Raw genomic sequence first — 25189 nt, forward strand, 5'->3', positions numbered from 1 at the left:
TCGATCACCGCCGCCGGCGCGGCCTCGTCTCGCGAGGGTGGGCAACGACCTCGCGGATGTCGGCGAGCGGCCCCGGAAGCAGAGAGCCTTTCTTCCCGACGACGTCGGCCGCCCGGATGGTGGCGGCGTGGTAAGTCAGAGCGTAACTCTCTGTGAAGAGGTCCAGCCCGCCCCGGGCAAAGTCGTCGAGCGAGAGCGGAATCGAGATCCCGTCGGTGGACGGGCTGCTCGATACCGGGCAGATGAGCAGGTCCCCGCTCTCCCCTGCTGCAATGACTACTACGGGGCGCACCTTCCCTTCGCCGAGACCCCCGATACGTACGGAGGCCAGAACGACGTCTCCACTGACGTATCGTCCCATCCGGATACTGGTTGACCCCAAAAATCGATAAGGTTGGTGGTGTGCCGGTGGCCAGGCACCATACATCGGGAGAAGCGGGGTTCCCCCAACCCCCGGTGCACCGTTACGGTGCCTGTCCTTTTGCGTTCCCGTTGAATCTCGGGTGCTCGTCACCGAACGCGTTCTGGTTCTTCATCTTCTCTTTTCCGTTTCCGGCATGCCCATTATCCTTCTCCATCTTCTTGTTGCCCGGGTTGATCACGGATACGGCGCCGCTGCCCAGCACCGGGATGTTCCCCTCCTCTGTCGTGACGTTCCCGGTCACGGTCAGGTTGCCGTCACCGGCGTTGAGGTCGAGGTCCGCTCGCCGGTACTTCAGGATGAGCGTGCCGCCGTCCTTCATACAGAAGTTGACTCTCTCGGGCGTTGCGTTCCCGATCCTGAACTCCGAGGGATCCGGCACCGTCACGTTTGCACTGCTTGAATCGCCGAACCCAAGCCATTCCGCAAGGTCGACAAAGATGGTCATGAGACCGTTGCTCTTCTGATTCAGCGTCTTCGGGACAACCTTCACCTCAGCCGACTGCGGGCTGACGGTCACGTTCAGGGTATCGCAGGCGACAGCACCCGTGGCGTTGTTCGCGACCTTTACCGTGACGACATAGGTGCCGGCGGCAGAGTACGTGTAGACGTCCTGTATGGTGCCATTGTAGTCGTCATCCGGCACGATCTCCGGTGCCGTCGTTGCCGTGCTCCAGTTGACGGAGGCGCTCATATTCAGCGCATCGAAAACGTCCGTGTCGTTGTATGTAGCGAGGATGGTGATCGGCTCGCCGGCGAGTGCGATGCGGTCGTCCCCTGCATCGACCGTGAGGGCGGCCTGCACGGCAGGAACCACCAGGAAAAGGGCGATCAGCAGGGAGAAGATTCGGATAGTAGTGTCACGTTTCATGGGTTAACTCGTCTCCGATAGATATTGACGATCCTCTCCTATTTGACCGCATGGAACTTCCCGGTTCAATCAATCACCCGGGCGGTGGTGCGGAGACCGTCCCCTCTACACGGAGCAGCCGGGCGTTGATCGCGACGATCACGGTGCTCGCGCTCATCAGGATCGCGCCGGCCGCCGGGGTGAGGACGATACCGGCGGAGAAGAGGACGCCGGCGGCGAGCGGGATGGCAACGGCATTGTAGCCGGTCGCCCAGAGGAGATTCTCGATCATCTTCCGGTAGGTCTTCTTCGAGAGGGCGATGACCGCCGCGGCGTCCCGGGGGTCGCTCTTCACGAGGACGATATCGGCGCTTTCCACGGCAACGTCGGTCCCCGCCCCGATGGCGATTCCGAGGTCGGCCTCGACAAGTGCGGGGGCGTCGTTGATCCCGTCGCCCACCATTGCCACCCGGTAGCGCTGCTGCACCTCCCGGATCTTTGCGGCCTTCTCGTGGGGCAGGACCCCGGCAAAGAACTCGTCAAGATCGAGTTCCCCCGCCACCCACGCGGCGACGTCTCGGTTGTCGCCGGTGAGCATCATACACCGGACGCCCATCGCTTTGAGCCGGCGGATTGCCTCCGCCGACTCGGGCCGGATGATATCGGCGAGCGCGAGCGCCCCGGTGAGCCGGTCGTCCTCGAGGAGGAAGACGACGGTCTTGCCCTGCCGCTGGAGGCTCTCGACCCGCCTGTCCCCGGCGATACCCTGCTCTGCGAGGTAGCCCGGGCCGACCACCCGGACGATTCGGCCGGCGACTTTTCCCTCGACGCCGACGCCCGGAACTGCCTGGAAATTTTCGACGCGGAGTAGAGAGAGTCCTCGTTCCTTCGCGCTCCTGGCCACGCCCCGGGCAATCGGGTGCTCGGAGTGCGCCTCCACCGATGCCGCCACCCGGACCACGTCCTCCTCCGCCGTGCCGGCGAAGGCGAGGATATCCGTGACCCCGAACCTCCCCGTCGTGAGGGTGCCGGTCTTATCGAAGACAACTGCTGCGAGGTCTTTTGCCCGCTCAAACGCGCTCCGGTCCCGGATCAGGAACCCGGAGCGGGCGGCAAGGGCCGTCGAGACCGCGACCACGAGCGGAACGGCGAGGCCGAGCGCATGGGGGCAGGCGATGACCATCACGGTTGCGGCCCGCTCCACCGCAAACCCGGTCCCTGCCCCGAGGGCGAGCCAGGCCGTAAACGTCACCGCACCGACAGCAAGAGCAATCACGACCAGGAGGAACGCCGCCCGATCTGCGAGGTCCTGGGTCCGGGACCGGCTCTCCTGCGCTTTCCGAACGAGGTCGATCACCTGCGCGAGGTAGGTCTCCGCCCCTGTCTTCCTGACCTCGACGACGACCGAGCCCTCGCCGTTGATCGCGCCGCCGATGACTTCGTCCCCCTGCCGCTTCTTTACCGGTCTCGACTCGCCGGTGAGCATCGCCTCGTTGACGCTCGTTATGCCCTCAACCACCACGCCGTCCACCGGCACCTTCTCCCCGGGCCGGACGAGGACCCGGTCGCCCGGCACGAGACGATCAACGGGCACGTCCTCGGTCCTTTTGTCCCGGACCAGGTGCGCCTCCGCCGGCATGACCCGGACCAGCTCCTCAAGCGCCCTCGACGCCCCGAGGACCGAGCGCATCTCGATCCAGTGGCCGAGGAGCATGATGTCTATCAGGGTGGCGAGTTCCCAGAAAAACCCCTCTCCGCTGACGATGCCGAGGACGACTGCCGAACTGTAGACGTAGGCGACGGTGATTGCGACGGCGATGAGTGTCATCATACCGGGCATCCGTGCCCGGAGTTCGGTCACGATGCCGGAGAGAAACGGCCAGCCGCCGTAGAGGTAGACCACGGTCGCAAGAGCGAGGAGGAGATACTCCGAGCCCGGGAATGTGATGGTGATCCCGAGGAGCGCCTGGACCGGCGCTGAGAGGAGGAGGATCGGGACGGTGAGAATGGTCGAGACGACGAATCGCCGCCGGAAGTCCTCGAGAGCGTGATGGCGGGTGCGCGAGCCCCGACCGCCCCCGGGGGGGAGATGCGCTTCCGCGGGCTGGACCCCGTGCCCGTTGTGATCGTGGTTCACATCAACCCCTCTTCCCGGTCCTGCTGCGCGCGGTATTCGCCCATGCCGGCGGATAGCGATCCGGTAAGATGTAAATATACCGACTGCCGCAGGCCGGGGAATGCCGGTTGAAACGGACAGGACGTCCGCAATATGACCATCGGAGGTACCTCGTCTCCCCGAAATGCTCTTCCCGGTCTGTGCGCGCAGTCGCGGTGAGCACGAGGTCCGTGTGGGGCTGCCGCAAAGATGACGGCGATCTCCCGGGAGTATATAAGAAAATATATATATCATGATGCACAGGCATACTACCTACGAACGTGTAAAATCGTTCGACAAAGGCGATAAAATCTAAAATTCCGTCGAATACAAGCTTTAACCGTTTGGCAATAGCGAGAACATTTTATTTGGTATTAAGTATAAAAGTGCCTATAACCTGGAGGGGGTGATTCCGGCAAATGCATGAACATGCGCCTGCATACGGCAATATAACCGCGTTTGCTGCTGTACTGGAGACGCTTGAAGAAGGAGTGCTCGTCATCGGCCCCGACAACCAGATAGCCTGCGCCAACGGGAAACTCCAGCGTATTCTTGGTACCGACCGGGCCGCCCTCAGCGGGGCCGACCCGGATTGGCTCATCCGCCGGACCATCGTCGGAGAGTCGTGCCGGGCCGAGATCCTCGCGTTCCTCGCCGGCCGCTTGCGGTCTGCCGACGTCATATGCAGACCGCAAGCGGCCGGCGACGAGAAGGAACGAGTCCGCTGCTCGTGCAGGGTCGTCGACGAGGGGCCGCTTCCGGGTATGCGGGTCATCCGTCTCTCGCCTGTGCCCTCCCCTTCCGCCGGGGATTCTGTCACCGGCGCCTCCGCCATGACCGGGATAGAGGAACTCCTGCAGGGGAGCGAGAATGGATACCGGTTCCTTGTCGAGAACCTCAACGAAGGCATCGGACTCATCGACAGAGTGGGCGTCGCGGTCTTTGCCAACAAGAGGATTGCCGATATCACCGGCTACCCGGTCAACGAACTGATCGGGATGCCGGTCGGCGCGCTCGTCGATGAGGAGGGTGCTGAGTGTCTGGGAGCATACCTGCAGAGCCTGAGTCAGAACTCGCACGAGGTCTTTGAGATCAATCTCATCCGTAAAGACGGCGCCCGCATCCACACGCTGATGGCGACAACCCCGATCATCGACGCTGACGGCGTCTGCCAGGGGTTCCTCGCCGGGATCCAGGATATCACCCCCTTAAAGCAGCTGGAGGTGCAACTCCGGGAGAGCGAGGAGAAATACCGGTCGCTCGTCGAACACTCGGCCGAGGCGATCTTGATCCACCAGGCCGGGAGGATCGTGTATATCAATCCTGCCGGCATGAAGATGCTCGGCGCTTCGCGCCCGGAGGAGATCGTCGGGAAGGCCATCCTCGATATCGCCCACCCCACATTCCGGGACACCATCAGGTCGGTTATCGCGCGGGACCTCGAGGGGGAAGAGACGCCGATCCTCGAACTGCTGCTCGTCAGGGTTGATGGGACGGCGATCCCCGTCGAGGGGAGGGGCACGGGGCTGCTTTATTCGGGCAAACCCGCGGTCCAGGTGGTTATGCGGGACATCACCCACCGAAAGCAGGCGGAGGAACGGCTGCAGGCAAGCAACCAGTATCTCATGCTGCTTAATCGGATCATCGGCACGTCAGCATCGGCCAGATCGCCAGGCGAACTTCTGGAGACCGCCCTCAACCAGATCCTCGACCTCCTCAACTATGACGGCGGCGCCGTTTGCCGCGCTGGCGCCGGACGGAGAAGGATCACGCTCCCATACGAGCGGAACATGCCGGACGGGTACCTGGAGCTGGCGGAGAGCCTTATGAGCGAGTCGTGCGCCGGGCCCCTTGCCGGCGGCCTGCCCTACTACCTTGAGCAGAACCGGGACCCGAGCACCTCGGCGTCACGTCTCCTCCGTGAACTCGGGTTTGCCGCACTCGCCTGCATCCCGCTCGTTGTCGAGTCCGATGTTTTCGGGGCGCTCCTTATCGGGAGCAGGGACCGGGGATCCTTCTCCCCCGAAGAGCGAGGGCTCCTCGAGGCGGTCGGCCGGGAGATCGGGGCCGGTATCCTGCGGGGACTGCTCTACCAGAGACTCGAAGCGGCGAATCGGGAGGCGAACCTCTACCTCGACATCCTCACCCACGACATCAAGAACGCCGACAACGTCGCAAATATTTACGCCGACCTCCTCATCGACGAGCTTGACGGGGAAGTGGTCCGGCATGCCCGGAAGTTGAAGGAAGGAATCAAAAAGAGCATCGAGATCACCGCAAATGTTACCACCATCAGGAAGATCCACGAGAGCCAGGTCATACTTGCACCCGTCGACCTCCACGCGGTCATCCTGGGTGAGGTCAAACACTTCCCCGACCTCCGTATTCACTACGACAGCCTCCCTGTGGAGGTCCTCGCCGACGGCCTTCTCCCCGAGGTCTTCACGAACCTCATCGGCAACGCCGCAAAGCACGGCAGGCCCGGGGTCGAGGTCATGGTGACGGTCGAGGAGACGGATGAAGAGACCGTCCTCGTCACCGTCGCCGACACCGGCCCCGGTATCCCCGACGATGTGAAGGAATCCCTCTTCTACCGGTTCGAGCGGGAGGGGGGCAGGCGGGGGAGCCAGGGCCTCGGCCTCTCGATCTGCCGGATGCTTACCGCACGATACGGGGGCAGGGTCTGGGTCGAGGACCGCGTGGCAGGGCGCCCGGAGGAGGGCGCGGCGTTCCGGTTCACCCTCCGGAAGGCCGGATGCGACAGGAGCGCCTGACCCTATCGCACGGGCCCCGGCGTCCGAATCGCTCCTCCGGCTCGCCGGGTGCAAACGGTTGGATTTATTTCCCCTGTCAGGCAAGATATTGTCATGCACAGGATCCCTCTTCTTCTCCTCCTACCCTGTCTGCTCCTCTCCGCCGGGTGCCTCACCGCGAGTGAGCCGCCGGCGGAGGCAGGTATCGTGCTGGTCGCCCCGGCGGACCCCGTCGCCCTCTTCGACGGCACGGGGACCTTGAGCAACCTCATCGGCCGGGAAAACCCCGGTATCCAGACAAATTACAGCGTCGCGTACTGCATCATCCCGCCCGGGAACGGGACCCCTCCACACCGGCTCTTCGAGAGCACCGAACTCGTCTACGTGATCGGCGGAACGGCGGAGATCCGGTGCGACAACGCGACGGTGACCGCCGGTGCAGGGGAGACCGTGCTCCTGCCCGAGCGGGTCCTCCAGTCGATTACCTCGATCGGGGATACGGATCTCCTCTACCTCACCGTGGTTCAGCCTCCATTCCACCCCGATATCGAGTTCTCCGGCGATGAGCTTGCCACCCTGAGCATGACAACGGACGCAAGACCGGTCGTCGTCGCCGGTCCCCGTGAGGGGATCGAGTGGGACCTCGAATCCGGCGTGGCAGTCTACACCCTGATAAACCCGGTGCTGATGAGGGAGAAGGCTCTCCCGATCGACTACAGCCTCGCGTACGTGGAACTCATGCCGGGCGGCTACCTCGGCTACGACGGGATCAAGGGTTCATCCGACCTCCTCTACGTCATCGAAGGAGATATCGAGGTCAGCACCCCCGGCGGGCAGGCGGTACGGGTCCCTGCCGGGAGTGCTGCCTGCATCCCGCCGGACCTGGTGAAGGAGACCCGGAACGTCGCGGCTTCGACGACGAAGGTTCTCTCGTTCATCGACCCGGCATGGGTGCCGGAGAAGACCGGCCTCTTTGAATGAGGGTTCTCTCCCATCTTTTTTTCTGGCGCTCAGAATGAAGTGCCGCCGTCCGGCCGGCCTATCCGGAGGGCGTTTGCGATGACCGCAAGCGAGAGCCCCATGTCCCCGAACGCCACTGCCATCCAGAGGGAGATGAGGCCCAGGACGGCGAGTGCGGCGATGCCGAGTTTCACGACGATCGCTGCCGTGACATTCTGCCTGACGACCGAGACCGTCTTCTCCGAGAGAGCCACGAGGTAGGCAACTTTTGCGATATCGTCCTCCATCACGACGATATCGGCCGCCTCGATCGCGACGTCCGACCCGATGGCGCCCATCGCGACCCCGACGTTCGCCCGGGCCAGCGCCGGTGCGTCGTTCACGCCGTCGCCGACCATCACCACCGGTCCGTTGCGGTCGATCAGCCGCTCGACCATCGTCACCTTCTCCTCCGGGAGAAGCCCGGCATGACACTCGTCGATCCCGATACGGCGTCCAACCGCCTCGCCGACGCGCTCGTTGTCCCCGGTGAGCATCACCGTCCTGATGCCCCGCGATTTGAGATCGGCTACGGTCTTTTTCGCATTCTCCCGGATCACGTCCGAGAGGACGAGAAGCCCGATGACCGCCGAGTCGGTGCCGGCGAGGACAACGGTCTTTCCCTCGCTCTCCAGGCGGTCGTACGCCGCCCGCCATGCCCCGCGGGGGATCTCCGCAAAGAGTCCGGTGTTCCCGACGACGTAGGTCGCGTCGCCGATCCTCCCCCGGACGCCCCGGCCGGTGATCGAGGCGAACTCCTCCACGTCCCGGAGCGGGATGCCCTCCTCATCCGCCCGCCGCCGGACCGCCTCCGCAATCGGGTGGCCGGACCGGGACTCAAGCGACGCAGCGACGGCGAGCACCTCCTCCTCCGGCACCCCGAAGGCGACGACATCCTCCACATCGAGCCTCCCGGTCGTGAGCGTCCCGGTCTTATCGAAGACGATCACCCGGGCGAGCCCCACGGCCTCGAGGGAGTCCCGGCCCTTGATGAGGACGCCGTTATGCGCCGCGGTCGTGATCCCCGAGACCATCGAGACCGGGGTGGATATGGCGAGCGCACAGGGGCAGGCGATGACGAGCAGGATCAGCGCCCGGTAGAACGATTCAAGGAACGGGACCCCGAAGGCGAGCGGCGGGACCACGATGAGGAGGGCGGCGACGAGGATGACCGCCGGCGTGTAGTAGCGGGAGAACCGCTCGATGAACGCCTCGGTCGGGGAGGTGTGGGCCTGGGCCTCCGCGACCAGCGCCACGACCCGGGCTATCGTGCTCTCCTCTTCGGGCTTCGTCACCCGGACCTCCAGGTAGCCCTCGGCGTTCCGGGTTCCGGCGTAGACAGCGTCCCCAACGCCTTTCGCCACCGGGACGCTCTCTCCGGTGATCGCCGCCTGATCGACCGAGGACGCGCCGGCGGTGACGATGCCGTCGAGAGGGACCGTGTCGCCCGGTCTCGCGATCACGGTCTCCCCGACGGCGACGTCGTCGACGCCGACGGTCACTTCCTCGCCGTCACGCCGGACCCGGGCCGTCTGCGGCGCGAGATCGAGGAGCGACGCGATCGAACGCTCCGCCCGCCCGGCTGCGTACTCCTCTAGAAACTCCGCGATGGCGTAGAGGAAGAGGACGGTCGCCCCCTCTGCGGGGTTCCCGGTCAGGAACGCACCCGCGGCCGCGATGGATATGAGCACGGCGATGCTGAACCTGAGCCGGATGATCGAGGAGAGCGCGTCGCTCAGGACGCCGTAGCCGGATATGACCGCGGCGGCGAGCAGCAGGGCCGTGCCGGCGCCGGGGTAGGGGGTGAAGTATTCGACGAGTATCCCTGCAATGAGGAGAACCCCCGAGACCGCAAAGACCGCGATCTCCCGCCGGTCGACGACCGGCCCGTGGACCTCGCAGATCCCGGCCCGGCAACGGGGGCAGGGACACCCGTCATCGGCGGCCACGGTTCCCCTCCTGGCAGTCTACAGGGAGCCGGCAGCCTGCGGCCGGGACCCCCGAGGTGTAGGGTTCCATCATAGCATACAGGATTGTTGACTGCGTTTCACGTGAACTACCCCGCGCCTCTCGGGCGGGGCTTCCTGCTTCATTCTCCTCCCCATCGGGAGCGAGTCCACAGGCTCGACGGTGCGTTCCGCACCTGCTATCCCGACAAGATTCTGCTCTTGCAGGGCGAACTTCTTGATATTGATCGCCGCGTTGATGTCGCGGTCGTGGGTCGTCCCGCAGTCAGGACAGACCCACTCTCTGTCTGAAAGGGCGAGATCCTGCTTGAGATACCCACATTTGCTGCACATCTTCGATGATGGATCGAATCGTCCGATCTTCAGGAGGGTCTTGCCGTACTTCCGGCACTTGTATTCCAGCATCGCGAAGAACGTGCTCCACGATGCATCGGAGATGCTCCGGGCAAGGCAATGGTTCTTTTGCATTCCAGCGACATTCAACAATTCGACTGCAATGGCTTGGTTCTCGCTCACAACGCGAAAAGAGAGGTTGTGCAGGAAATCGTTGCGCTGGTTGGCGACCTTCTCATGGCACCGGGCAAGTTGCTGGATTGCCTTCTGCCGGTTCTTCGACCCTTTCTTCTTCCGGGATACCCGTCGTTGCAACACTTTCAGACGCTGAAGAGAGTTTTGCAGGTATCGGGGGTTCTCGATCTTCTCTCCCGTGGAGAGGGTGGCAAAATCCATCAACCCAACGTCGATCCCAAGCGTTGTGTCCAGAGAGAACTGCGCAGGTTCTGGTTCGGCTTTCCTGTCATCGATAAGGATACTGATGAACCATTTCCCCGTCGAAGTCACAGAAACCGTCGCATACTTCATCTTCCCGGTGAAGACGCGGTGGAAGACGGTTGTTATCTCACCGATCTTCGGGAGTTTGACCCGACCCTGCTCGAAGTCCACGGTGTAGTGCTGCGGTACCTGAAAGGATTGTACCGGATTCTTCTTTGACTTGAACCGGGGAAACCCTTTCTTCTCGCGGAAGAACCGGGTGAAGGCATTGTCGAGGTTCTTGTTTGCGCTCTGGAGCGATTGGGAATTGACTTCTTTGAGCCACGGATGCTCCTCTTTGAGGGCGGGGAGGTGGGTGTTCAGGTCGAAACAGGAGCGTTTTCGCCCTTCCTGTTCGTATGCCCGGATCTTCTGCTCCAGAGAATGGTTATACACAAACCGACAGGCATGGATGTGCTGCACGAGGAGCGAGATCTGCTCCGGAGAAGGAGACATCCGATACTTGTAGGCCTGAAGCATACAAACATTATCGCGCCTTATAAAAATATATAACCTCTGGTAATTGTGTGACGAAGGGCGGCTCCGCTTTCATCCCCACCCTGAAGGGCGGGGTCTTCCCGCTCCGCCCCCTTCACCCCCGCAAGATAAAAATGGTTCGGGCGCACTCCCGGACCTGCATCCGGCGTAGTTCCCTCCGGGAAACCGGCATGGAACAGGAGATCGCTTATTCACCAAACAGAAACATTATGACGATATCGCTCCAAGTGATCGCAAAGATAACTCGTACGGTATGCCCGGGTGCAGCCCGGCATACCGGCTACCTGCCCCCTTCTCCTGCAGGATCTGAACGATGCCTCCAACACCTCCTCCGAATGGACCAGATGCTCCCGCCCGGCCCACCACCGCCACGGACGGTGCCGTAAAGAGAGCTGGAAAGGGGATCCGGGAGCAGAAGGTCGACCAGGATCGCCGGATACGAGAACTCACGACACTCTATGCCATCAACGGCATCGTCGAGCGGCCCGGGATATCGGTCGACGAGATCCTCCAGGAGGTTGCCGTCATCCTTCCTGCGGGCTGGCTCCACCCGGAGGATGTTGCCGCCCGGATCACGGTCAACTGTCAGGAATATGGGTCAGCAGGGTTTATTGAGACTCCCTGGAGGCAGGAGTGCCGGATCGTCGTCCATGGCCGGGCTGCCGGGAAGATAGAGGTCTGCTACCGCCACGAACAGTCGGGAGCGGATACTGCGCCGCACCTTGTCGATGAACGTCGCCTGATCGATGCCGTCGCCGGGAGGATCGGCCGAATCATTGAGCGAGTGCAGGCGGAAGAGGTCATCGGAAGGAGCGAGGAGAAGTACCGCCTCCTCTTCGAGCAGATGCTCGAGAGTTACACCCTCTACGAGGTCGTCCGGGATGGCGATGGAAACCCCGTCGACTACCGTATTGTCGAGTTGAACGAGAAAGCAGCCGGCGTATTCGGCCGCCGCCGTGACGAACTGGTCGGGCGGCGGCTCTTCGATATCTTCCCGGCGATCCGTGAGGGTGCCCGCGCTCTCTACGGGGAGGTTGCAGAGACCGGTGTTCCGACGCGGCGGCGATTGCAGGAACCGAAAACCGGGCGGTGGTATGACCTGCACATCTACCGCCCACAGGCCGGGAGGCTGGTCGTCACGGGGCAGGAGATCACCGAGCAGAAGCGAGCGGAACTCGCCCTCCAGGAGAGCGAGGCGCGATTCAGGGGGATCTTCGAGCAGGCAGGGACCGGGATCGTGCTCATCGACCCGCAGGGGAGGATCTCAAGAGCAAACCCGGCGTTTGTGCGTATGTTCGGCTACGGTGAGGATGAACTGTATGCCATGCAGTTCTGCGACCTGATCTACCCGCCCGACAGGGAGGGGCCCGGTTATCTCCCGGGGGAGAACGCCGCACAGGATAAACGCTACGTGACGAAGGACGGCAGGGTCGTCTGGGGGCGGCTGACCACCTCACTGCTCCGCGACCCGGAGGAGCGCGGGCTCGTCATCGGGATGGTGGAAGACATCACTGACCGGCGGGAGATGCAGGACGCCCTGCTCGAGAGCGAGGAGCGGTTCCGGGAGATCGCCCAGCGGAGTTTCGATATGATCTACACGTGCTATACCGACCGGGGGATCACCTACATCTCCCCGGCCGTGCAGAGGATCCTCGGCTACACTCCGGATGAGATGCTCGGCGAGCAGTGCAACGACTACGTTCTCGCAAAGACCCGTTCCGACTGGCGGGAGGCCAGGGACCGGATCGCCCGGGGGGAGCCCGTCGAGGGGCTGGTGGTGGAGCTCCGGAGAAAGGATGGGACGGTCGCTGCCGTCGAGATGAACGAATCCCCGATTGTCGAGGGCGGCAGGGTGGTCGGCGTGCAGGCCGTCGGCCGTGATGTCTCGGACAGGAAGTGCTACGAGGATATGCGGCTGCAGGCGTTCGAGCAGATCGAGCAGAATATCGAGCAGTTCGCCGTCCTCGCGGACCACATCCGCCTGCCCCTGCAGGTGATCCTCGGCATGGCCGACCTGATCGAGGACGAGACGGCATCGGCAACGATCCGGGAGCAGGTGAAGCGGATCAACGGGCTCGTCAAGCAGCTCGACGAGGGCTGGGTCGAGTCGCGCGAGATCCGGGAGTTCCTGCGGAGAAACGAACTGGTCTGATCCGATCCGTGCGCCAGTTCGGGCGATTCACTTGCCGGCACAGCGGTCCCTCCTCTATCCCGCACCATCGATCCGCGGGCCCTGAAGATGCTCAATGGTGCAGGGACTTACCCCCGCCACCTCGGCAGCGTCGAGAGATACTGCCGCACCATCTCTTCTGCTCTTGCAAGGGGTATCCCGAGGTTTGCAGCCATCATCGGCGCATACTTCTCGACCGCCTTCTCCTTCGTCAGATCAGGTTCGGTGAACCCCCCGTCACGGTAGCAATAGGTGCAGTGCTCCGTGCTCAGCGATCCGTCCGCTTCCGTCCCGGCGTCCTCGTCGCGGAGAAGGGGCATCCCACAACTCCTGCAGACGGCAACGTCTCTCCCGGTCCACCTCCTCAGGCAGGAGAGCTGCTCCCGGGCGAACCGCTCTGCATTTCCGGCGGGGATATCGTATAACTGCGACATGATCGCCCCGCACTTCTTCGCCATTTCGTCGATGGTGGCCCCGGGTTCGGTGAAAGCGCCGTTCTGGTAACAATAGGTGCAATAGTCTTTTGAGAGTCTTCCGTCCGCTTCCGTCCCAAAATGCTCCGCTTCGCTCATCGGCATGCCGCAACTCTGGCACGTTCGTGTCTTGTTCGTCTCCATAAGGTCTTCTCCTGGCGCTGAAACGCTCAGAATAGATGAACGGCCTCTGCAGTACATAACCATTTGCAAAAGGTTACGGGAACGGTGCCGCCGCAACCGCCCGGAGGAGAAGAGGGCGACGGAGCGCCAACGATTGCCGGGTCGTCCCCCGGCTGAAAGTGCCGCTTTACTCCCCGCGGGGCGGGAACCGGATCGCTATCTTCCCGTCGGCACCGTGTTCGAGCACCGCATTCTGCTGGAGCGCCCGGGCATACCCCGTGAGGTAGGGTTCGGCCACCCGTTTGTCTGCGAAAGTCTCCCGGACCGCCGCCGCTGCGCCGTCGCCGTCGATGATGATTGTTGTACCCCCATCGGTGGATTCACCGGACACGCAGGGGATCCCCCACATCAGGAGAAGCCCCTCCATCAGGGTAGGCGGGTCGAACCGCTCCTCGTTGTGGGCCAGGAGCGCTGTTCCGTCCTCCGCGCCGAGCCGCCCGGCGATGACGGCAACCTGCTCCGCGAAGGCCGGGGAGGCATCATGGAGGAGGGCCCGGACGAGCGGCCCCGTGACGTCGTGCCGCCGAAGGGCCCGGGCTACTTTGATGAGCTGCCAGTCCCGGGCAAATGAGATACCGGTACGCATATCATCCTCTCAGGATGCCGTAAGTCATCACGCAGAGGCCAAGAATCACCACAACGCGGGAGAAGACCGCCGACCAGGCGATGATGAAGGCGTCGGGTGTGAAGATGCTCACGAAGTCCGCAAACGTGATCCCCACGACCAACGTAAAGAGCCCGTAGATGAAGAGGAGCAGGGTCGGCTGCCGCACGATCCGGTAGGCGTTGAAGATGAAGGCGATGAGGAGCGTCCCGAGGAGGAGCGTCACGATCGCAAGCATCTGCTGCATGGTCTCAATCTGCAATCCGTTCATGTCTGTTCCTTGACCTTCCTCACCGATATGATCGTCTGGATATCCTTTACTCCCGGAAGACTGGAGAGCGGAACCAGGACGCTCCGTTTCAGTTCGGATATGTTCTGCACCCGGACCTTGACGAAGAAGTCCCCGGGCTCAAGCACCTCGTAGAGTTCAAGGATGCACGGGAGACCCTGCATGAACTCCTCGACCTCAGGCTTTCCGTCCGGGTGGACCCTGACGTTCAAAAAAGCGACCAGAGTATGCTCGAAACACTTCTGGTTGACGACGATCGTGAACCGTTCAAGGATACCGGCGTTCTTCAGTTTCTCGATCCTTTTAAAGACCGTCGATGGTGCGATGTCCAGCATCGAGCCGAGCTCTGCCATGGACATCCGCCCGTCTCTTTGCAGTTCCCGAAGAATCGCATCGTCGATCTCGTCCATCTATAGAGTAATTACAGGCACTTAGATATTAAAATTCCGTATTTAGTTTATACTCTCAAACATCTTTTTTCCATTTCTAATCAAAAATGCCTGCCATATTGGATATTTGCTGAAGTTCTGTCAGGGTATAACGAAACAGAATCATACCGGGAAAAAGAGGAAACGATACCCACAACCTCATGCCGGCGAGAAAAATTATTTCAGCCCCGGTAACCGTTCGTTCCCCCGGGGTTGATGATTCTGGTGGGTCCGGGACCTCCTGCCGCCTCCCGGATGGCCGTATCGATGAACTCACGGGCCGCGATGAGCGCACGCCGCGCATCCAATCCCCGCGCAAGGTGCGCAGTGAGTGCTGCAGAGAAGCAGCACCCCGACCCATGCACCGAATAGGGGTAGCGTATCCCGGAGGCCTCCGTCACCCCATCCCGGTCGACGAGAAGGTCGATCGCCGCACCGCCGGCAAGGTGCCCCCCCTTCACCACCACGGCCCGGGCCCCGAGGTCGAGGATCCGCCGGCCGGCCTCCGCCATATCCTCGACGGTCACGACCCGCATCCTGCTGAGCACCTCCGCCTCGGGGATGTTCGGGGTGACGACGGCCGCCCGGGGGATGAGCAGTTCCGTGAGGTCAGCGACGGCGTCCTCGCTAAGCAGCCGGTGACCCGACGTCGAGACCATCACCGGGTCGATGACGAGGTCTGCCCCGTCCGGCAGTGCCTCCGCAACGGCCCGGATGACCGACCGGTCGGCGAGCATCCCGGTCTTCCACGCTCCGATGAGAAAATCGTCGGCGACCGTCTCTACCTGGGCCCGAACCGCGTCCGGCGGGAGCACCCACGTCCCCCGCACCTCGCGGGTATTCTGGGCCGTCACCGCCGTAATAACCGTCAGCCCCCAGATGCCGAGCGCTGTAAACGTCTTCAAGTCGGCCTGGATACCCGCTCCTCCTCCCGAGTCGGAACCGGCTATGGAGCAGGCGGCGATCATCTGCGCACCCGTCATTCTTCATCGTTCGGCATGGATCTGCTTGAATCTTTGCCTCTCCCCCGCCACTCCCTTTATCTGATCCCGCACCGACCACTTCTACAATGGATGTAGAAGAGATCAGCCGCCGGCACCTCGCTGCTGGCACCCCTGACGACGAGATTGTGCGCATCCTCGCCCGGGACGTGCTCTCCATAAAGCGCCACCACGTAACCCCCGCCTACGCCGAGGCATTCGCCCGGGCGGTCCTTGCCGAAGCGAAGAACTCGACCGATCTCTCCGGCGACCTCTTCACCTTCGAGCCCTCCGGCTCGACGATGGGTGAGTTCGGCGTCGGGTCGCGGGGGTCCGGGGACTTCTTCGCTCACCGGCAACTCGCCCGGATCATCGGCCGGACGGACGCCGCGGTCGGTGTCGACGAGATGGACGATGCCGGCGCCGTCCGTGCCGGAGGCGAATATATCATCACCACCGTCGACGGGATGCACTCCCGTCTCTCAGACTTTCCGTTCCTCGCCGGGTTTCACGTCACCCGGGCGACGCTCCGCGACGTCTACGTGATGGGCGCAAAACCAGTCGCCCTCCTCTCCGATATCCACGTCGCCGACGATGGGGACGTTGCAAAGATATTCGACTACACGGCGGGGGTCTCAGCCGTCGGCGAGGCGATGGGCGTCCCGCTCGTCACCGGGTCCACCCTCCGCATCGGCGGGGACATGGTCCTCGGGACACGGCTGACCGGGTGCGTCGGCGCCGTCGGCGTCGCCCGGCACCTCACGGCCAGAAAACAGATCACCCCCGGCGACGTCCTCCTCATGACCGAAGGTGCCGGCGGCGGGACGATCGCCACCGCCGCGATCTACTCGGGGTTCCCCGACGTCGTCGAGGAGACGATCAACCTCCACTTCCTCAAAGCCTGCGAGGCGCTCCTTGCAAGCGACGTCCTTTCCGGCATCCACGCCATGACCGACGTCACGAACGGTGGTCTCCGGGGCGACGCCTACGAGATGGCCGAGACCGCCGGCTGCCGGATCGTCGTCGTCGAGGACGACCTCCGCACGCTCGTCCGGCCGAAGGTCCTCTCGATGCTCGACGCTCTCGAGATCGACTACCTGGGCGTATCGCTCGACGCCCTCCTGGTTGTCGCGCCGCCCGAGGTTGCACCCGAGATCCGGCGGGTCGTCGGGACCGCGGGCGTCGCGATGAAAGAGGTCGGTTACGTCGAGGAAGGGAAGCCCGAGTCCGTCCTCTCTGTCAGCGGCGAGATCCGGGACTTCACGCCCCGGTTCCGGGAGTCGGCCTACACCCCGGTCAAGAAGGTCGTGGACGAAGACAAGAGGAACTTTGAGGAGATGAAAACCGGGGTCGAACGGGCGGCGGAAGCTGCGCTTGCAAAGAAACTCCGGATCCTCTCCCGGCTCCGGTCTTCGTGAGGAGATCGGATGCATTCTCGATTGGCGGAAAGATATCTGTTGTCTTAAGACGAGGGTTATCGTAAGAGATCGTATATCTGCTCTTTCGTCATACCCTCAAATTCTGCGACGTCGGTGACGATTGTGTTCAGCGTGGCCATGCTGAGTTCGTCGTGAAGGGGAACGGTAACCCGGAGCCGTTTATCTCCAACAACTTTACGCAACTGGACGTGACTTCCAGCCTGCCGGAGAAAGGAAAACCCGAGTTTTTCAAGGACTTTGATCATCCCGAGTCCACTAACAACCGGGTGTCGCGGCAATGATATCGACCTTGTATTCGAAATTTGGCGGGATTGGGCTCTCCTGTTCGTGGGTCTCTGATTTATATCTGGTTACAACGGTGATCCGTTCTCCCGCTTCGAGTTCTTCCGTGTAATGGAGCGATGTTGCTTCCAGGATGTTGTCGATGAGTTCTCCGATGCTTTTGCCCTGGGTAAAGATGGCATTTTCAGGTGCATGTGCGCTGGCGCTCCACCATCCTTCGGCATACGTTACTTCAAATGTGACCAGCATGAAGTTACACCTCTGCGTAATTGGGATATTGGGTTTTTCAGGGATAAGTTTGATGGTGACATGGTTGCCACATCCAGATCACATTATCTGTCATCATCTTATCAGACGCGCACGACGAGGTCGGCGGTATCGGTATCCGCAGTCAGAGGAGATGCCGTTCCCCGCGCCTGCCATCAGGGTGGCGTTCTCGGCAACGCCCTCGTAGTCGTTAACCTGCTCTTTTCTCCTGTCTCCTGCAGGAGTATGCAGGTGGGCGAGTGTGGCGGGCATCGAGACTGCGGATGGGAGGGCACCCTGCCGCCCCTAGTAGGGGAGAGAGCAGCCCCCCTTCACGCGCCTCCGGGGTTGACGACCCTCCCCATGAAGAGAATCGCGCCGGAGTCCTTCTCGACGATGAGGAAGACGAACGGGTGGTCCGCACGGAAGACGGGTGTGGCACCCCGCCCGCCTATGACTCCGGTCGCGGCCGCGGCCTCGGTGCCCTCCTCGTTCACGTCGACGAACGCCTTATGGAAGACCCCGGTGATGAAGAGATCTTTCGTGCCGTCCATCCCCGACAGGTCGGCATCACCGGCAAACGCCGTCGGCATCCCCATCGCAGCAAGCGCTCCCGGGAGAGGATACCCCGTCTCCAGCGTGAACTTCGGGAAGAAGACCCTGACGTTCTGCGGGACCAGGGAATCCTGCAGACCGGCAAGCCTCTCCGCGTCCAGGGCCTCCTCCGCAGCCGTCAGGTTCTCCCCTCCGGGGAGGAGGACGAGCATCGCGAGTTCGGTCTCGTTCCCGTGCGCGTACGGCATCTCGAGCACCTGGAGGGCCTCGGTCTCCGCGTACGGGTAGACGGCGTTCCCGTGCATCATCGCGACAGTCACCGTTTTGCCCGGTCCGACCTGGAACTCCTCTTTTGTCGTCTCGTTCGCGTCGAACTGTTCGACCCAGGTGCCTTTGAAGTAGATCGCGTTCGTGATCACGAGCCGGGTCATGGAGTCGATTGAACCCGGCGGCAGGAGGTCGCGGATCTTCTCTTCGGTCTTTTCCTCCACCCACCGGTTGATCGTCTCCCGCGACCCCTCGGGGTTCTCGATGAAGTCAAGGTTCGTGACGTTTGCCCCATACCAGCGGGCGGCCGTCTCAATATACTCCGGGAGGAAGGAGTACGTCTTCTCAGCCCAGAGGGCGTTTGCGGTGCGGAGAGTGTAGTTGCCGCTTCCGCGGTTCAACCCGGCGTCGATCGCGGCAAACCCTTCCCGCCGGAGGGTCTCGTTCGTCGGGAGGTGCAGCACCGCCCCGATCTCGTCGGCGGTCGCGCCGCGGGCGCCCTCGCAGGTGATCGCAAGGGCCGACGAGATGCTGTAGGGCGAGAAGAAGAGGTTGTCTCCCGCATGCGCCGGGTCGGCCGCGAGGTGCCGGAAGAGGTCGAACGCGAACCGGTTGTTCCCGGCCGCCACACTATCGTCGGCTACGTGTACGCCGGAGATGGAATTCGTGCTCAGGGGTACGGTCCCGCAGACAGCCGGTCCCGCAACAATGAGCGCCAGAACCAGGATGCCTATTCCAGAGATCAATAGTCTTTGCATCGTTCTCTCCCGTGGATGGCATCGAGGTGGCCGGTGATCCGCGAACCGGGTAACTTCCGGGCATCCACACGGAGTCTTTCTGCAGGAAGACGATAATACCGGCGAAAACGTTCGATCCCGGTCGAACGGGTTCAAAAACTATATCAGTCACGTGGCTTCCCACCCGCAGGATCGGGAGACTGCGTCGCCGCACGCCTCTTCCGCCACCGGACATAGGCATACGTCATGAGGGCTCCCCCAATCACCGCGAGCGCGATCCCGGCAACGAGCAGTTCCACGGGAGGCCCCTCCGGGCCCGGGACACCACCACCCCCCGGCAGCGGGGGCACCGGCACCTCCCGGACCGGCGCCGTCAGAAAGGCCGTGAGGGCGGTTATCCCCCCGGCGAGGCTTGCCAGGCCCGCCGTCAGGATGATCCGGATCCGGGCGCTGCCGTGCGGTTGCAGGAGGCCGCGCCCCTCCGGCGTGAGCGCGTAGTATACCCAGGCGTGCCCGTCACCATCGGCAGCGACAAAACCGGCGTCGGTCAGCCTCTGCAGGTGGTGATGAACCGTGGACTTCGCCAGGTCGAGGTCGTCCGCGAGTTCCGTGACCGTCATCCTGCGTTCATTCAGAGTTTTTAGGATATCAAGCCGGGTCCCCGAGGCGAGAACCTCGAACGAATCCTTCGTCAGGACGATATCGACCGGCTCCATGGGAAGGAGTTCGGGGAGGCGGGATATAACGATTCCGTTACCGTCGCCGTAGCGTAAGATGAAGCCTCTCCGCGCAGCCCGGGTCGGGCGGGAGCAGGGAACGACCCCTGCGCCCGTTCACAAAACAGCCTACTCTTTTGGTTTCTTCCCCGCCGCACAGACGTTATACGCCAGGTACGGCAGTTTCTCCTCGACGAAGGGCTCCACCTTCCGGGCAAGGTTAAAGACCGGGTCGGCGAGGTTTAGGTGTGCAAACGAGCACCGGCCGACCGAGACATCCTCGAACCCTGCATCCCGGAAGAGTCCGGCGATCTCGGCGTTGGTGTAGTAGTGCTCGTCAAAGTCGCCGACGCCCACCTTCTTCAGTCCGACCTTCTCCCCCACCTGGTAGAAGAGCGGAACGATGCTCGTGAAGACTGTCCTTGATAAGGTGCAGATGGCGATCCGGCCGCCGGGCTTCAGAACCCGGTAGCACTCCCTGAGCATTCCCTCCGGGTCCGGGACGTAGCTGAAGGCGAGCAGGCTCGCAAGGGCGTTGAAGGTCTCGTCCTTAAACGGGAGGACGTCGGCGGTCCCGACGCAGAATCCGCTCTCAGGGCAGCGGTGCCGCCCGTGCCTGACCATCCCCGGGCTGATATCGAGCCCGACGGCCCGGCCGCCCTCCTCGACGTAGCGTTGCACGAAGAGCCCGGTCCCGCACCCGAGGTCGAGGAGGAACCCGTCCCTTGGGAGCACGCTCATCACGTGATCGCAGATATGCTTGTGGTAACACTTCCCGCGGCGACCGTCGTAGCGGTCGTCATAGACGTCCGCGACCTCGTCATAATGTTGCTGTACTTTCTTCACTGAACACCTCCCGGGCGATCCGGGCAAGGAGTGCGTTGATCTGAACAAAATCGTTTGCGTTGTGGCAGAGCCGGTGGTCCGCGTCGGCGAGTGCGATCGCAAGGGCCGGGTGGTTGTACTCGCGCCGGATCACCTGGCGGAGCTCGCCGACGACGTCCCGGGCCGAGAGCCCGTACTCGATCATCAGCGCTTCGGTGATCCGGCGTGCAACGTCGAAGTTGCCCGCACGGAGCGCGTCGAACGCAGACGCGGCGACATTCGCGGTCTCGGAGCGGGATACTTCTGCGAGGTCGAGGTCTTTCCCCGACGCGACGGTGATCTGGAGGTACATGATTGCCCGCCGCAGGTCGCCCCGTGCGGCATGGACGATCAGGTCGAGTTCGTCGTCCGGGATTGTGGCTCCCTCCGCGGTGAGGATCTCCTGAAGGCGGGCGCGGATGACCCTGCTCTCAAGTGGGGCGAAGAAGAGCGGCAGGCAGCGCGACGCGATCGCGGGGATGATCGCCGATGGCCGGGTCGTGACGAAGATGAACCGGCAGGTGGCGCTATAGCGCTCCATCGTCCGGCGCAGGGCCTGTTGCGCCTCAAACGTCAGGCCCTCGGCGTCCTCGACGACCATCAGTTTGAAGTCCGCATCGAGCGGGCGCATCGAGGCGTACCACTTCACGATGTACTTGAAGTTGGTGATCAGGCTCTGGTCCTTCCGGTAGACCAGGGCGAACCGCTCGTCCGTCTCAAGAGCGCTCTTCCCTCTCCCGAGGAGGCCGGCGGCGCTGAAGATGGTTGTGTTTGCTTCCCAGTTCTCGCCGTAGAGCCTCCGCGCCAGGCACTCGACAGCCACGGTCTTCCCGGTGCCGTGCGGGCCGGAGACGAGCATGTGGGGCACGCTCCGCTTGTCCGCAAACGACACGAGGTGGCGGACGACCTCATCCTGTCCGATGATCTCGTCGCACCGTTTCGGCCGGTAGACCTCACTCCAGAGCATGGGCCAATCTCTCTCTCATCTCATCTATTGCCGCCCGGAGAAGATAGGTATTGTCAAGCGTGGCGATCAGGCGTTCACCCTCGCCGGGCTCAAGGGAGGCGCACGCCGCGGTGATCGCGGGGATGGCGCGCGTCACCTCGTCGACGATCGTCAGGGTCGCCGTGCGGGCGGTCCGGGAGAGCGGGTTTAAGTCGACGGTGATGACGGTCTTTCCCATCGCCCGGAGCGCCTCACAGCGGTCCCCATCCTCAAGGGGCACGAGAACGACGTCGGCGTCCCCGATCCCCCCCGGAAGGCAGAGCGCGCGGTCGTGGGAGAGCGGGACGAGCCGTTCCGGTGTCCCGGAGAGGACCCGGGCGCCATGCTCCGTAAGAAGCCGGGTGATCAGCCGTATTCGTTCGTCGGTCCGGTGGAAGAGGTTCACCTCGACGTCGGCGCCGCTCGCATTCTGGAGCGCCGCGACCTCAGCCGCCGCCAGCGCCGCCGTGTTCCCGTTCACCGATATCACCGCGTGCCGGGCGGCAAGAAGCATCGCTGCAGCCGTCCGGGCGGCGAGAGCAGCGCTCTCGGTCGTTTTCTCACCGAGCAGGTAGTCGAACGCCTCCCCGCGCCCGTGGGCTGCAAGCCCCTCGAGGGCGACGACGCCCTCGCGGGCGTATTGAGCCAGCCGTTCGCGGGCGATCAGGGAGCGGTAGCGTGGATGGTCTTTGGGTATCATGGTCTCGTCTCGATAAGATATGCGCCGCGGCGTGCGACCTCCAGGCGGTAGACCTCCCCGAACCGGGAGAGCACCCGCTCCGCGCCGGGGCCACAGGCAAAGACGCCGTTTCCAAGCATCGTCATGCTGGCCGGGACCCCCGAGCCGTCGCAGGCCTCGAGCACCCCCCGCACCTCCGGCGCGATGAGCCCGCTCTTCTCCGCGAATCCTCGTGAGAGACGACAGAAGTCGGCGAGGCCGCGTGGGCAGCGGTCCGGATATGCAGCGGCGATCCGCGCCATCGCCTCCCCCGAGGAGAGGACCGAGGCGGTCGGGAGCGGGCCGAGGCTCATGGCGTAGAGCGGCTCCGGTGGGTAGAATCGGGTGATATCGGCGTGGATCCCCGGCCCCGTTCTGCAGACGACCCCGCCGGCCTGGCTTGCGGCGACGTCCCCGAGGCCGGAACGGTGGAGAACCTCAGCCTCATGGGCCCTCTCGGCCGCCTCGTCCGCCGAGAGGCCGAGGTCGAAGAGGTGGTTTGCCGCCGTGAGGGTTGCAAGGAGCGCCGCCGCCGAGAGGCCGAACCCGGCGCCGATGGGGAGCCGGCACTCCGTCGTGACGACGGCCGTGACTCCCAGCCGTTCGAGGGCGTATTCGACCGGCGGCGATCCGGCGGTAACACGACCCTGCCGGACCACCCGGACGCTTGTTGCACGGGCGGGGCTGACGGTCGAGCGCACCCCTTCATCGATGACCACGCCGGCCCCGACGCTCCCGGTGGCTGCGGGGTCGCCCCCCTCGACCCGTTTGAAGTACCCGGATATGTGGCCTGGGGAGAAGGCTACAGCAGTCCGGACCATACCGCCGCCGCGACCTCCTCTTTGCTCCCCGTCACATCGGTGACCCCGCCGGCCGTCATGAGCCGGAACGACCCCTCCGCCGCCCCCATCGCCGGGGGCGCGTTCACAACGACCATCCTCGCGCCCGCCTCAAGCATCGCCCGCGCCCGCTCCTCCTCGTGCCAGCCGAGTTTGAAGGCCACCGTCACGGGGCGGCAGGCCGCCATCACTTCGTCGATGATCTTCGGGAGCGGATTGAGCCGGACGGTCCGGGGCGAGCCGCTCGGGATCTTGCCCTCCCGCCGTTCAGGGGCAAAGTCCGATATCGCCGCCGCGCTGACGTAGACATCGACCCCCTCGTTGCGGCAGACCGAGAGGACCGCCTCACGCATCTCTGCGGCGGTCGTGACACGGATGTTTCGGATGCACGGGAACGAGCCCGCATGCACCACCGTCACATCGGCGCCGAGCCGGAAGGCCTCGAGGGCGAGCGCCCGGCCCATCCGCCCGGTCGATCGGGTGGTGAGGACCCGGACGTCGTCGAGCGGCTCTGCGCACGCCCCGCTCGTGATCAGGACCTTCTTCCCCGCGAGCGGCCGGCCGGAGACCGCCCGCTCGGCGTGGAGGACGACGACCGTATTATCGGCGACCTTCGCCTTCCCCTCCTCGATCCGGGGGTCGATGACTTCGATGCCCCAGGAGCGGAGCCGCCGGAGATTCTCGGCGACACCCGGGTGGCGGTACATACTCTCGTGCATCGCCGGGGCGAGGACCACCGGCATCCCGCGGCCGAGCGCCGTCGTGGCGAAGGTGGTCACGGGGGTGTCGTCGATCCCGCAGGCGATCTTGCCGATCGTGTTCGCCGTCGAGGGCGCGATGAGGAGGAGGTCCGCCGCCCCGCCTTCCCCGCAATAGAGGACATGCTCCACGAGACCGGTGATCCGGGTCACCACGGGGCGGGCGGTCGCGTAAGCCAGGGCGTCGGGGTGGATGATCCCGGCCGCCGCCTCCGTCATGACCGCCTGCACCGTCGCGCCCTCGCGGCGGAGGGCGTGGGCGAGTTTCACCGTCTCGACGGCCGCAATGCTCCCCGTCACGGCGAGGACCACCGTCTTTCCCGAAAGCGTCTTCACGATATCGTCACATCCTGCACCATATGCCACGCGTGCGGACCGTACTTCTTCACCCGGCGGGAGGCGATCGCCGCCCGAAATCCCGCCTCTGCCGCCTGCTCCCGGATCGTGTCCGCCTGCTCCCCGATGCTGTGGACGTGGAGCACGCTGCCCGTCCGGACGTGGGCGAGGGCGTCGGCAAGCATCGAGGGTGCGTCGAAGTGCCCCATCAGGACCCGGTCGTAGACCCCGGAAACGAGGTCCCGGCAGTCCCCGACCTCCGCCGTGATGCGGTCCGCGACATGGTTTGCCATACTATTGCGCCTCAGGTATTCAAAGGCTATCGGATTGATCTCCATCGCGTGGACCGCCGCACCGCCTGCGGCCGCAGGTATGGAGAAGTACCCGATCCCGGCGAACATATCGGCGACCCGCTCGCCGGGCCGGACGAGGGAGGCGATCCGTGCTTTCTCAGTCCGATTGCCCTGCGCAAACATCACCCTTGTCGGGTCAAGAATGAACGTGTAGCCCTGCTCGCGGTGGCGGACCTCGCCGGCGGTGCCGTAGAGGACCTCGACGTCAGGGACGCGCATCGCGCCGGTATACCCCCTGATCCGGACGATCCCCCGGGGACGGCAGTGGCGCACGATCGCGGCGAGTTCCTCCTCCGACGGTACCTCGCCGTGGAGGACTGCGATATCGCCGATGAGGTGGTAGCCCCGGCCCCGGTAGGGTTCCCGCTCGGGAAGGTCCGTGTCGGCCGGATACCCCTCCCCGACCGGGACCCAGGCGATGCCGCCCTCGACGTAAGGCCGGCGGGTGCGGTCCACCCACTCTGCATCCTGGAGGCTGGCGAGGGCGCCCGCCGGCATCTTCCGAGCACGCATG

24 protein-coding genes are annotated in these 25189 nt (G+C 63.8%); 4 read left to right on the top strand and 20 right to left on the bottom strand.

Features of this window, described 5'->3' with window-relative positions; genetic code table 11:
• Positions 1-4: 4 nt before the first annotated feature.
• From BRA49_RS10205 to BRA49_RS10215, 3 genes are all read right to left on the bottom strand, one after another.
• Positions 5-361 carry a type II toxin-antitoxin system PemK/MazF family toxin gene (locus BRA49_RS10205; RefSeq protein ID WP_292385774.1) on the bottom strand — a complete coding sequence of 119 codons (357 nt, stop codon included), beginning with the start codon at positions 359-361 and terminating at the stop codon, positions 5-7.
• 103 nt (positions 362-464) lie between these two features.
• A complete protein-coding gene (locus tag BRA49_RS10210) occupies positions 465-1292 on the bottom strand; it encodes a hypothetical protein (RefSeq protein WP_292385776.1) in 828 nt (275 codons plus the stop codon).
• A 73-nt stretch (positions 1293-1365) separates the two neighbouring features.
• Positions 1366-3408, bottom strand: a complete 2043-nt coding sequence (locus BRA49_RS10215; protein ID WP_292385778.1) for a copper-translocating P-type ATPase — start codon at positions 3406-3408, stop codon at positions 1366-1368.
• A gap of 437 nt (positions 3409-3845) precedes the next feature.
• On the opposite strand from BRA49_RS10215, the gene BRA49_RS10220 reads away from it, so the two are divergent.
• Positions 3846-6200 (top strand): PAS domain S-box protein, encoded by a 2355-nt coding sequence (locus BRA49_RS10220; protein ID WP_292385780.1) that lies wholly within the window; start codon positions 3846-3848, stop codon positions 6198-6200.
• Between the two features lie 93 nt (positions 6201-6293).
• Positions 6294-7160 (top strand): cupin domain-containing protein, encoded by an 867-nt coding sequence (locus BRA49_RS10225; RefSeq protein WP_292385782.1) that lies wholly within the window; start codon positions 6294-6296, stop codon positions 7158-7160.
• Positions 7161-7189: 29 nt separating this feature from the next.
• Here BRA49_RS10225 and BRA49_RS10230 read toward each other — a convergent pair whose 3' ends face one another.
• Together BRA49_RS10230 and tnpB are read right to left on the bottom strand one after the other, a co-directional pair.
• Entirely contained in the window at positions 7190-9127 is a 1938-nt protein-coding gene (locus BRA49_RS10230; protein ID WP_292385784.1) for a heavy metal translocating P-type ATPase, read from the bottom strand.
• 69 nt (positions 9128-9196) lie between these two features.
• Complete coding sequence (gene tnpB / locus BRA49_RS10235) at positions 9197-10435, bottom strand: IS200/IS605 family element RNA-guided endonuclease TnpB (RefSeq protein ID WP_292385786.1); 1239 nt, start codon at positions 10433-10435, stop codon at positions 9197-9199.
• 331 nt (positions 10436-10766) lie between these two features.
• Between tnpB and BRA49_RS10240 the strand changes: the two genes are divergently transcribed.
• Positions 10767-12605: a PAS domain-containing protein gene (locus BRA49_RS10240; RefSeq protein WP_292385788.1), complete on the top strand. Its 1839-nt coding sequence runs from the start codon at positions 10767-10769 to the stop codon at positions 12603-12605.
• A gap of 107 nt (positions 12606-12712) precedes the next feature.
• On the opposite strand, the gene BRA49_RS10245 is transcribed toward BRA49_RS10240, so the two are convergent.
• The 5 genes from BRA49_RS10245 to thiD all read right to left on the bottom strand — a co-directional run bounded on the left by BRA49_RS10245 (position 12713) and on the right by thiD (position 15583).
• A complete protein-coding gene (locus BRA49_RS10245; protein WP_292385790.1) occupies positions 12713-13240 on the bottom strand; it encodes a zinc ribbon domain-containing protein in 528 nt (175 codons plus the stop codon).
• 166 nt (positions 13241-13406) lie between these two features.
• Positions 13407-13865 (bottom strand): hypothetical protein, encoded by a 459-nt coding sequence (locus tag BRA49_RS10250; protein WP_292385792.1) that lies wholly within the window; start codon positions 13863-13865, stop codon positions 13407-13409.
• A gap of 1 nt (position 13866) precedes the next feature.
• Positions 13867-14154: a hypothetical protein gene (locus BRA49_RS10255; protein WP_292385794.1), complete on the bottom strand. Its 288-nt coding sequence runs from the start codon at positions 14152-14154 to the stop codon at positions 13867-13869.
• A complete protein-coding gene (locus tag BRA49_RS10260) occupies positions 14151-14582 on the bottom strand; it encodes an Lrp/AsnC family transcriptional regulator (protein WP_292385796.1) in 432 nt (143 codons plus the stop codon). The genes BRA49_RS10255 and BRA49_RS10260 overlap by 4 nt, the downstream gene beginning before the upstream one ends.
• Before the next feature lie 200 nt (positions 14583-14782).
• Complete coding sequence (gene thiD / locus BRA49_RS10265; protein ID WP_292385798.1) at positions 14783-15583, bottom strand: bifunctional hydroxymethylpyrimidine kinase/phosphomethylpyrimidine kinase; 801 nt, start codon at positions 15581-15583, stop codon at positions 14783-14785.
• Between the two features lie 86 nt (positions 15584-15669).
• On the opposite strand from thiD, the gene BRA49_RS10270 reads away from it, so the two are divergent.
• Positions 15670-16998 carry an AIR synthase-related protein gene (locus BRA49_RS10270; protein WP_292385800.1) on the top strand — a complete coding sequence of 443 codons (1329 nt, stop codon included), beginning with the start codon at positions 15670-15672 and terminating at the stop codon, positions 16996-16998.
• Positions 16999-17054: 56 nt separating this feature from the next.
• Here BRA49_RS10270 and BRA49_RS10275 read toward each other — a convergent pair whose 3' ends face one another.
• The 10 genes from BRA49_RS10275 to BRA49_RS10320 form a co-directional block, all read right to left on the bottom strand.
• Positions 17055-17264 (bottom strand): type II toxin-antitoxin system HicA family toxin, encoded by a 210-nt coding sequence (locus tag BRA49_RS10275; protein WP_292385802.1) that lies wholly within the window; start codon positions 17262-17264, stop codon positions 17055-17057.
• Positions 17265-17274: 10 nt separating this feature from the next.
• A complete protein-coding gene (locus BRA49_RS10280; RefSeq protein ID WP_292385803.1) occupies positions 17275-17550 on the bottom strand; it encodes a type II toxin-antitoxin system HicB family antitoxin in 276 nt (91 codons plus the stop codon).
• 329 nt (positions 17551-17879) lie between these two features.
• Positions 17880-19127, bottom strand: a complete 1248-nt coding sequence (locus BRA49_RS10285) for a serpin family protein (protein WP_292385805.1) — start codon at positions 19125-19127, stop codon at positions 17880-17882.
• Positions 19128-19270: 143 nt separating this feature from the next.
• Complete coding sequence (locus tag BRA49_RS10290; protein WP_292385807.1) at positions 19271-19822, bottom strand: ArsR/SmtB family transcription factor; 552 nt, start codon at positions 19820-19822, stop codon at positions 19271-19273.
• A gap of 129 nt (positions 19823-19951) precedes the next feature.
• A complete protein-coding gene (locus BRA49_RS10295; RefSeq protein ID WP_292385809.1) occupies positions 19952-20668 on the bottom strand; it encodes a class I SAM-dependent methyltransferase in 717 nt (238 codons plus the stop codon).
• On the bottom strand, positions 20643-21653 hold the full coding sequence (locus BRA49_RS10300; RefSeq protein ID WP_292385811.1) for an AAA family ATPase: 1011 nt from the start codon (positions 21651-21653) through the stop codon (positions 20643-20645). The genes BRA49_RS10295 and BRA49_RS10300 overlap by 26 nt, the downstream gene beginning before the upstream one ends.
• Complete coding sequence (locus tag BRA49_RS10305; RefSeq protein WP_292385813.1) at positions 21640-22371, bottom strand: 4-phosphopantoate--beta-alanine ligase; 732 nt, start codon at positions 22369-22371, stop codon at positions 21640-21642. The genes BRA49_RS10300 and BRA49_RS10305 overlap by 14 nt, the downstream gene beginning before the upstream one ends.
• Complete coding sequence (locus BRA49_RS10310) at positions 22368-23210, bottom strand: pantoate kinase (RefSeq protein WP_292385815.1); 843 nt, start codon at positions 23208-23210, stop codon at positions 22368-22370. The genes BRA49_RS10305 and BRA49_RS10310 overlap by 4 nt, the downstream gene beginning before the upstream one ends.
• Positions 23192-24322, bottom strand: a complete 1131-nt coding sequence (gene coaBC, locus BRA49_RS10315) for a bifunctional phosphopantothenoylcysteine decarboxylase/phosphopantothenate--cysteine ligase CoaBC (RefSeq protein ID WP_292385817.1) — start codon at positions 24320-24322, stop codon at positions 23192-23194. Before coaBC ends, BRA49_RS10310 begins: the two co-directional genes overlap by 19 nt.
• Positions 24319-25188: a class I SAM-dependent methyltransferase gene (locus BRA49_RS10320; RefSeq protein WP_292385819.1), complete on the bottom strand. Its 870-nt coding sequence runs from the start codon at positions 25186-25188 to the stop codon at positions 24319-24321. The genes coaBC and BRA49_RS10320 overlap by 4 nt, the downstream gene beginning before the upstream one ends.
• Position 25189 lies beyond the last annotated feature (1 nt).

The sequence above is a fragment of the Methanoculleus sp. UBA430 genome, from assembly GCF_002506585.1.
In the GTDB taxonomy this organism is placed as follows: domain Archaea; phylum Halobacteriota; class Methanomicrobia; order Methanomicrobiales; family Methanoculleaceae; genus Methanoculleus.

Excerpts from the sequence above, each read along its gene's own strand:
- BRA49_RS10255 (WP_292385794.1), bottom strand. The coding sequence starts at position 14,154 with ATGAACGGATTGCAGATTGAGACCATGCAGCAGATGCTTGCGATCGTG.
- BRA49_RS10220 (WP_292385780.1), top strand. The coding sequence starts at position 3,846 with ATGCATGAACATGCGCCTGCATACGGCAATATAACCGCGTTTGCTGCT.
- BRA49_RS10205 (WP_292385774.1), bottom strand. The coding sequence starts at position 361 with ATGGGACGATACGTCAGTGGAGACGTCGTTCTGGCCTCCGTACGTATC.
- BRA49_RS10310 (WP_292385815.1), bottom strand. The coding sequence starts at position 23,210 with ATGGTCCGGACTGCTGTAGCCTTCTCCCCAGGCCACATATCCGGGTAC.
- BRA49_RS10270 (WP_292385800.1), top strand. The coding sequence starts at position 15,670 with ATGGATGTAGAAGAGATCAGCCGCCGGCACCTCGCTGCTGGCACCCCT.
- BRA49_RS10225 (WP_292385782.1), top strand. The coding sequence starts at position 6,294 with ATGCACAGGATCCCTCTTCTTCTCCTCCTACCCTGTCTGCTCCTCTCC.
- BRA49_RS10320 (WP_292385819.1), bottom strand. The coding sequence starts at position 25,188 with ATGCGTGCTCGGAAGATGCCGGCGGGCGCCCTCGCCAGCCTCCAGGAT.
- BRA49_RS10275 (WP_292385802.1), bottom strand. The coding sequence starts at position 17,264 with ATGATCAAAGTCCTTGAAAAACTCGGGTTTTCCTTTCTCCGGCAGGCT.
- BRA49_RS10240 (WP_292385788.1), top strand. The coding sequence starts at position 10,767 with ATGCCTCCAACACCTCCTCCGAATGGACCAGATGCTCCCGCCCGGCCC.
- BRA49_RS10245 (WP_292385790.1), bottom strand. The coding sequence starts at position 13,240 with ATGGAGACGAACAAGACACGAACGTGCCAGAGTTGCGGCATGCCGATG.
- BRA49_RS10210 (WP_292385776.1), bottom strand. The coding sequence starts at position 1,292 with ATGAAACGTGACACTACTATCCGAATCTTCTCCCTGCTGATCGCCCTT.
- thiD (WP_292385798.1), bottom strand. The coding sequence starts at position 15,583 with ATGACGGGTGCGCAGATGATCGCCGCCTGCTCCATAGCCGGTTCCGAC.
- BRA49_RS10260 (WP_292385796.1), bottom strand. The coding sequence starts at position 14,582 with ATGGACGAGATCGACGATGCGATTCTTCGGGAACTGCAAAGAGACGGG.
- BRA49_RS10280 (WP_292385803.1), bottom strand. The coding sequence starts at position 17,550 with ATGCTGGTCACATTTGAAGTAACGTATGCCGAAGGATGGTGGAGCGCC.
- BRA49_RS10300 (WP_292385811.1), bottom strand. The coding sequence starts at position 21,653 with ATGCTCTGGAGTGAGGTCTACCGGCCGAAACGGTGCGACGAGATCATC.
- BRA49_RS10305 (WP_292385813.1), bottom strand. The coding sequence starts at position 22,371 with ATGATACCCAAAGACCATCCACGCTACCGCTCCCTGATCGCCCGCGAA.
- tnpB (WP_292385786.1), bottom strand. The coding sequence starts at position 10,435 with ATGCTTCAGGCCTACAAGTATCGGATGTCTCCTTCTCCGGAGCAGATC.
- BRA49_RS10250 (WP_292385792.1), bottom strand. The coding sequence starts at position 13,865 with ATGCGTACCGGTATCTCATTTGCCCGGGACTGGCAGCTCATCAAAGTA.
- BRA49_RS10285 (WP_292385805.1), bottom strand. The coding sequence starts at position 19,127 with ATGCAAAGACTATTGATCTCTGGAATAGGCATCCTGGTTCTGGCGCTC.
- BRA49_RS10290 (WP_292385807.1), bottom strand. The coding sequence starts at position 19,822 with ATGGAGCCGGTCGATATCGTCCTGACGAAGGATTCGTTCGAGGTTCTC.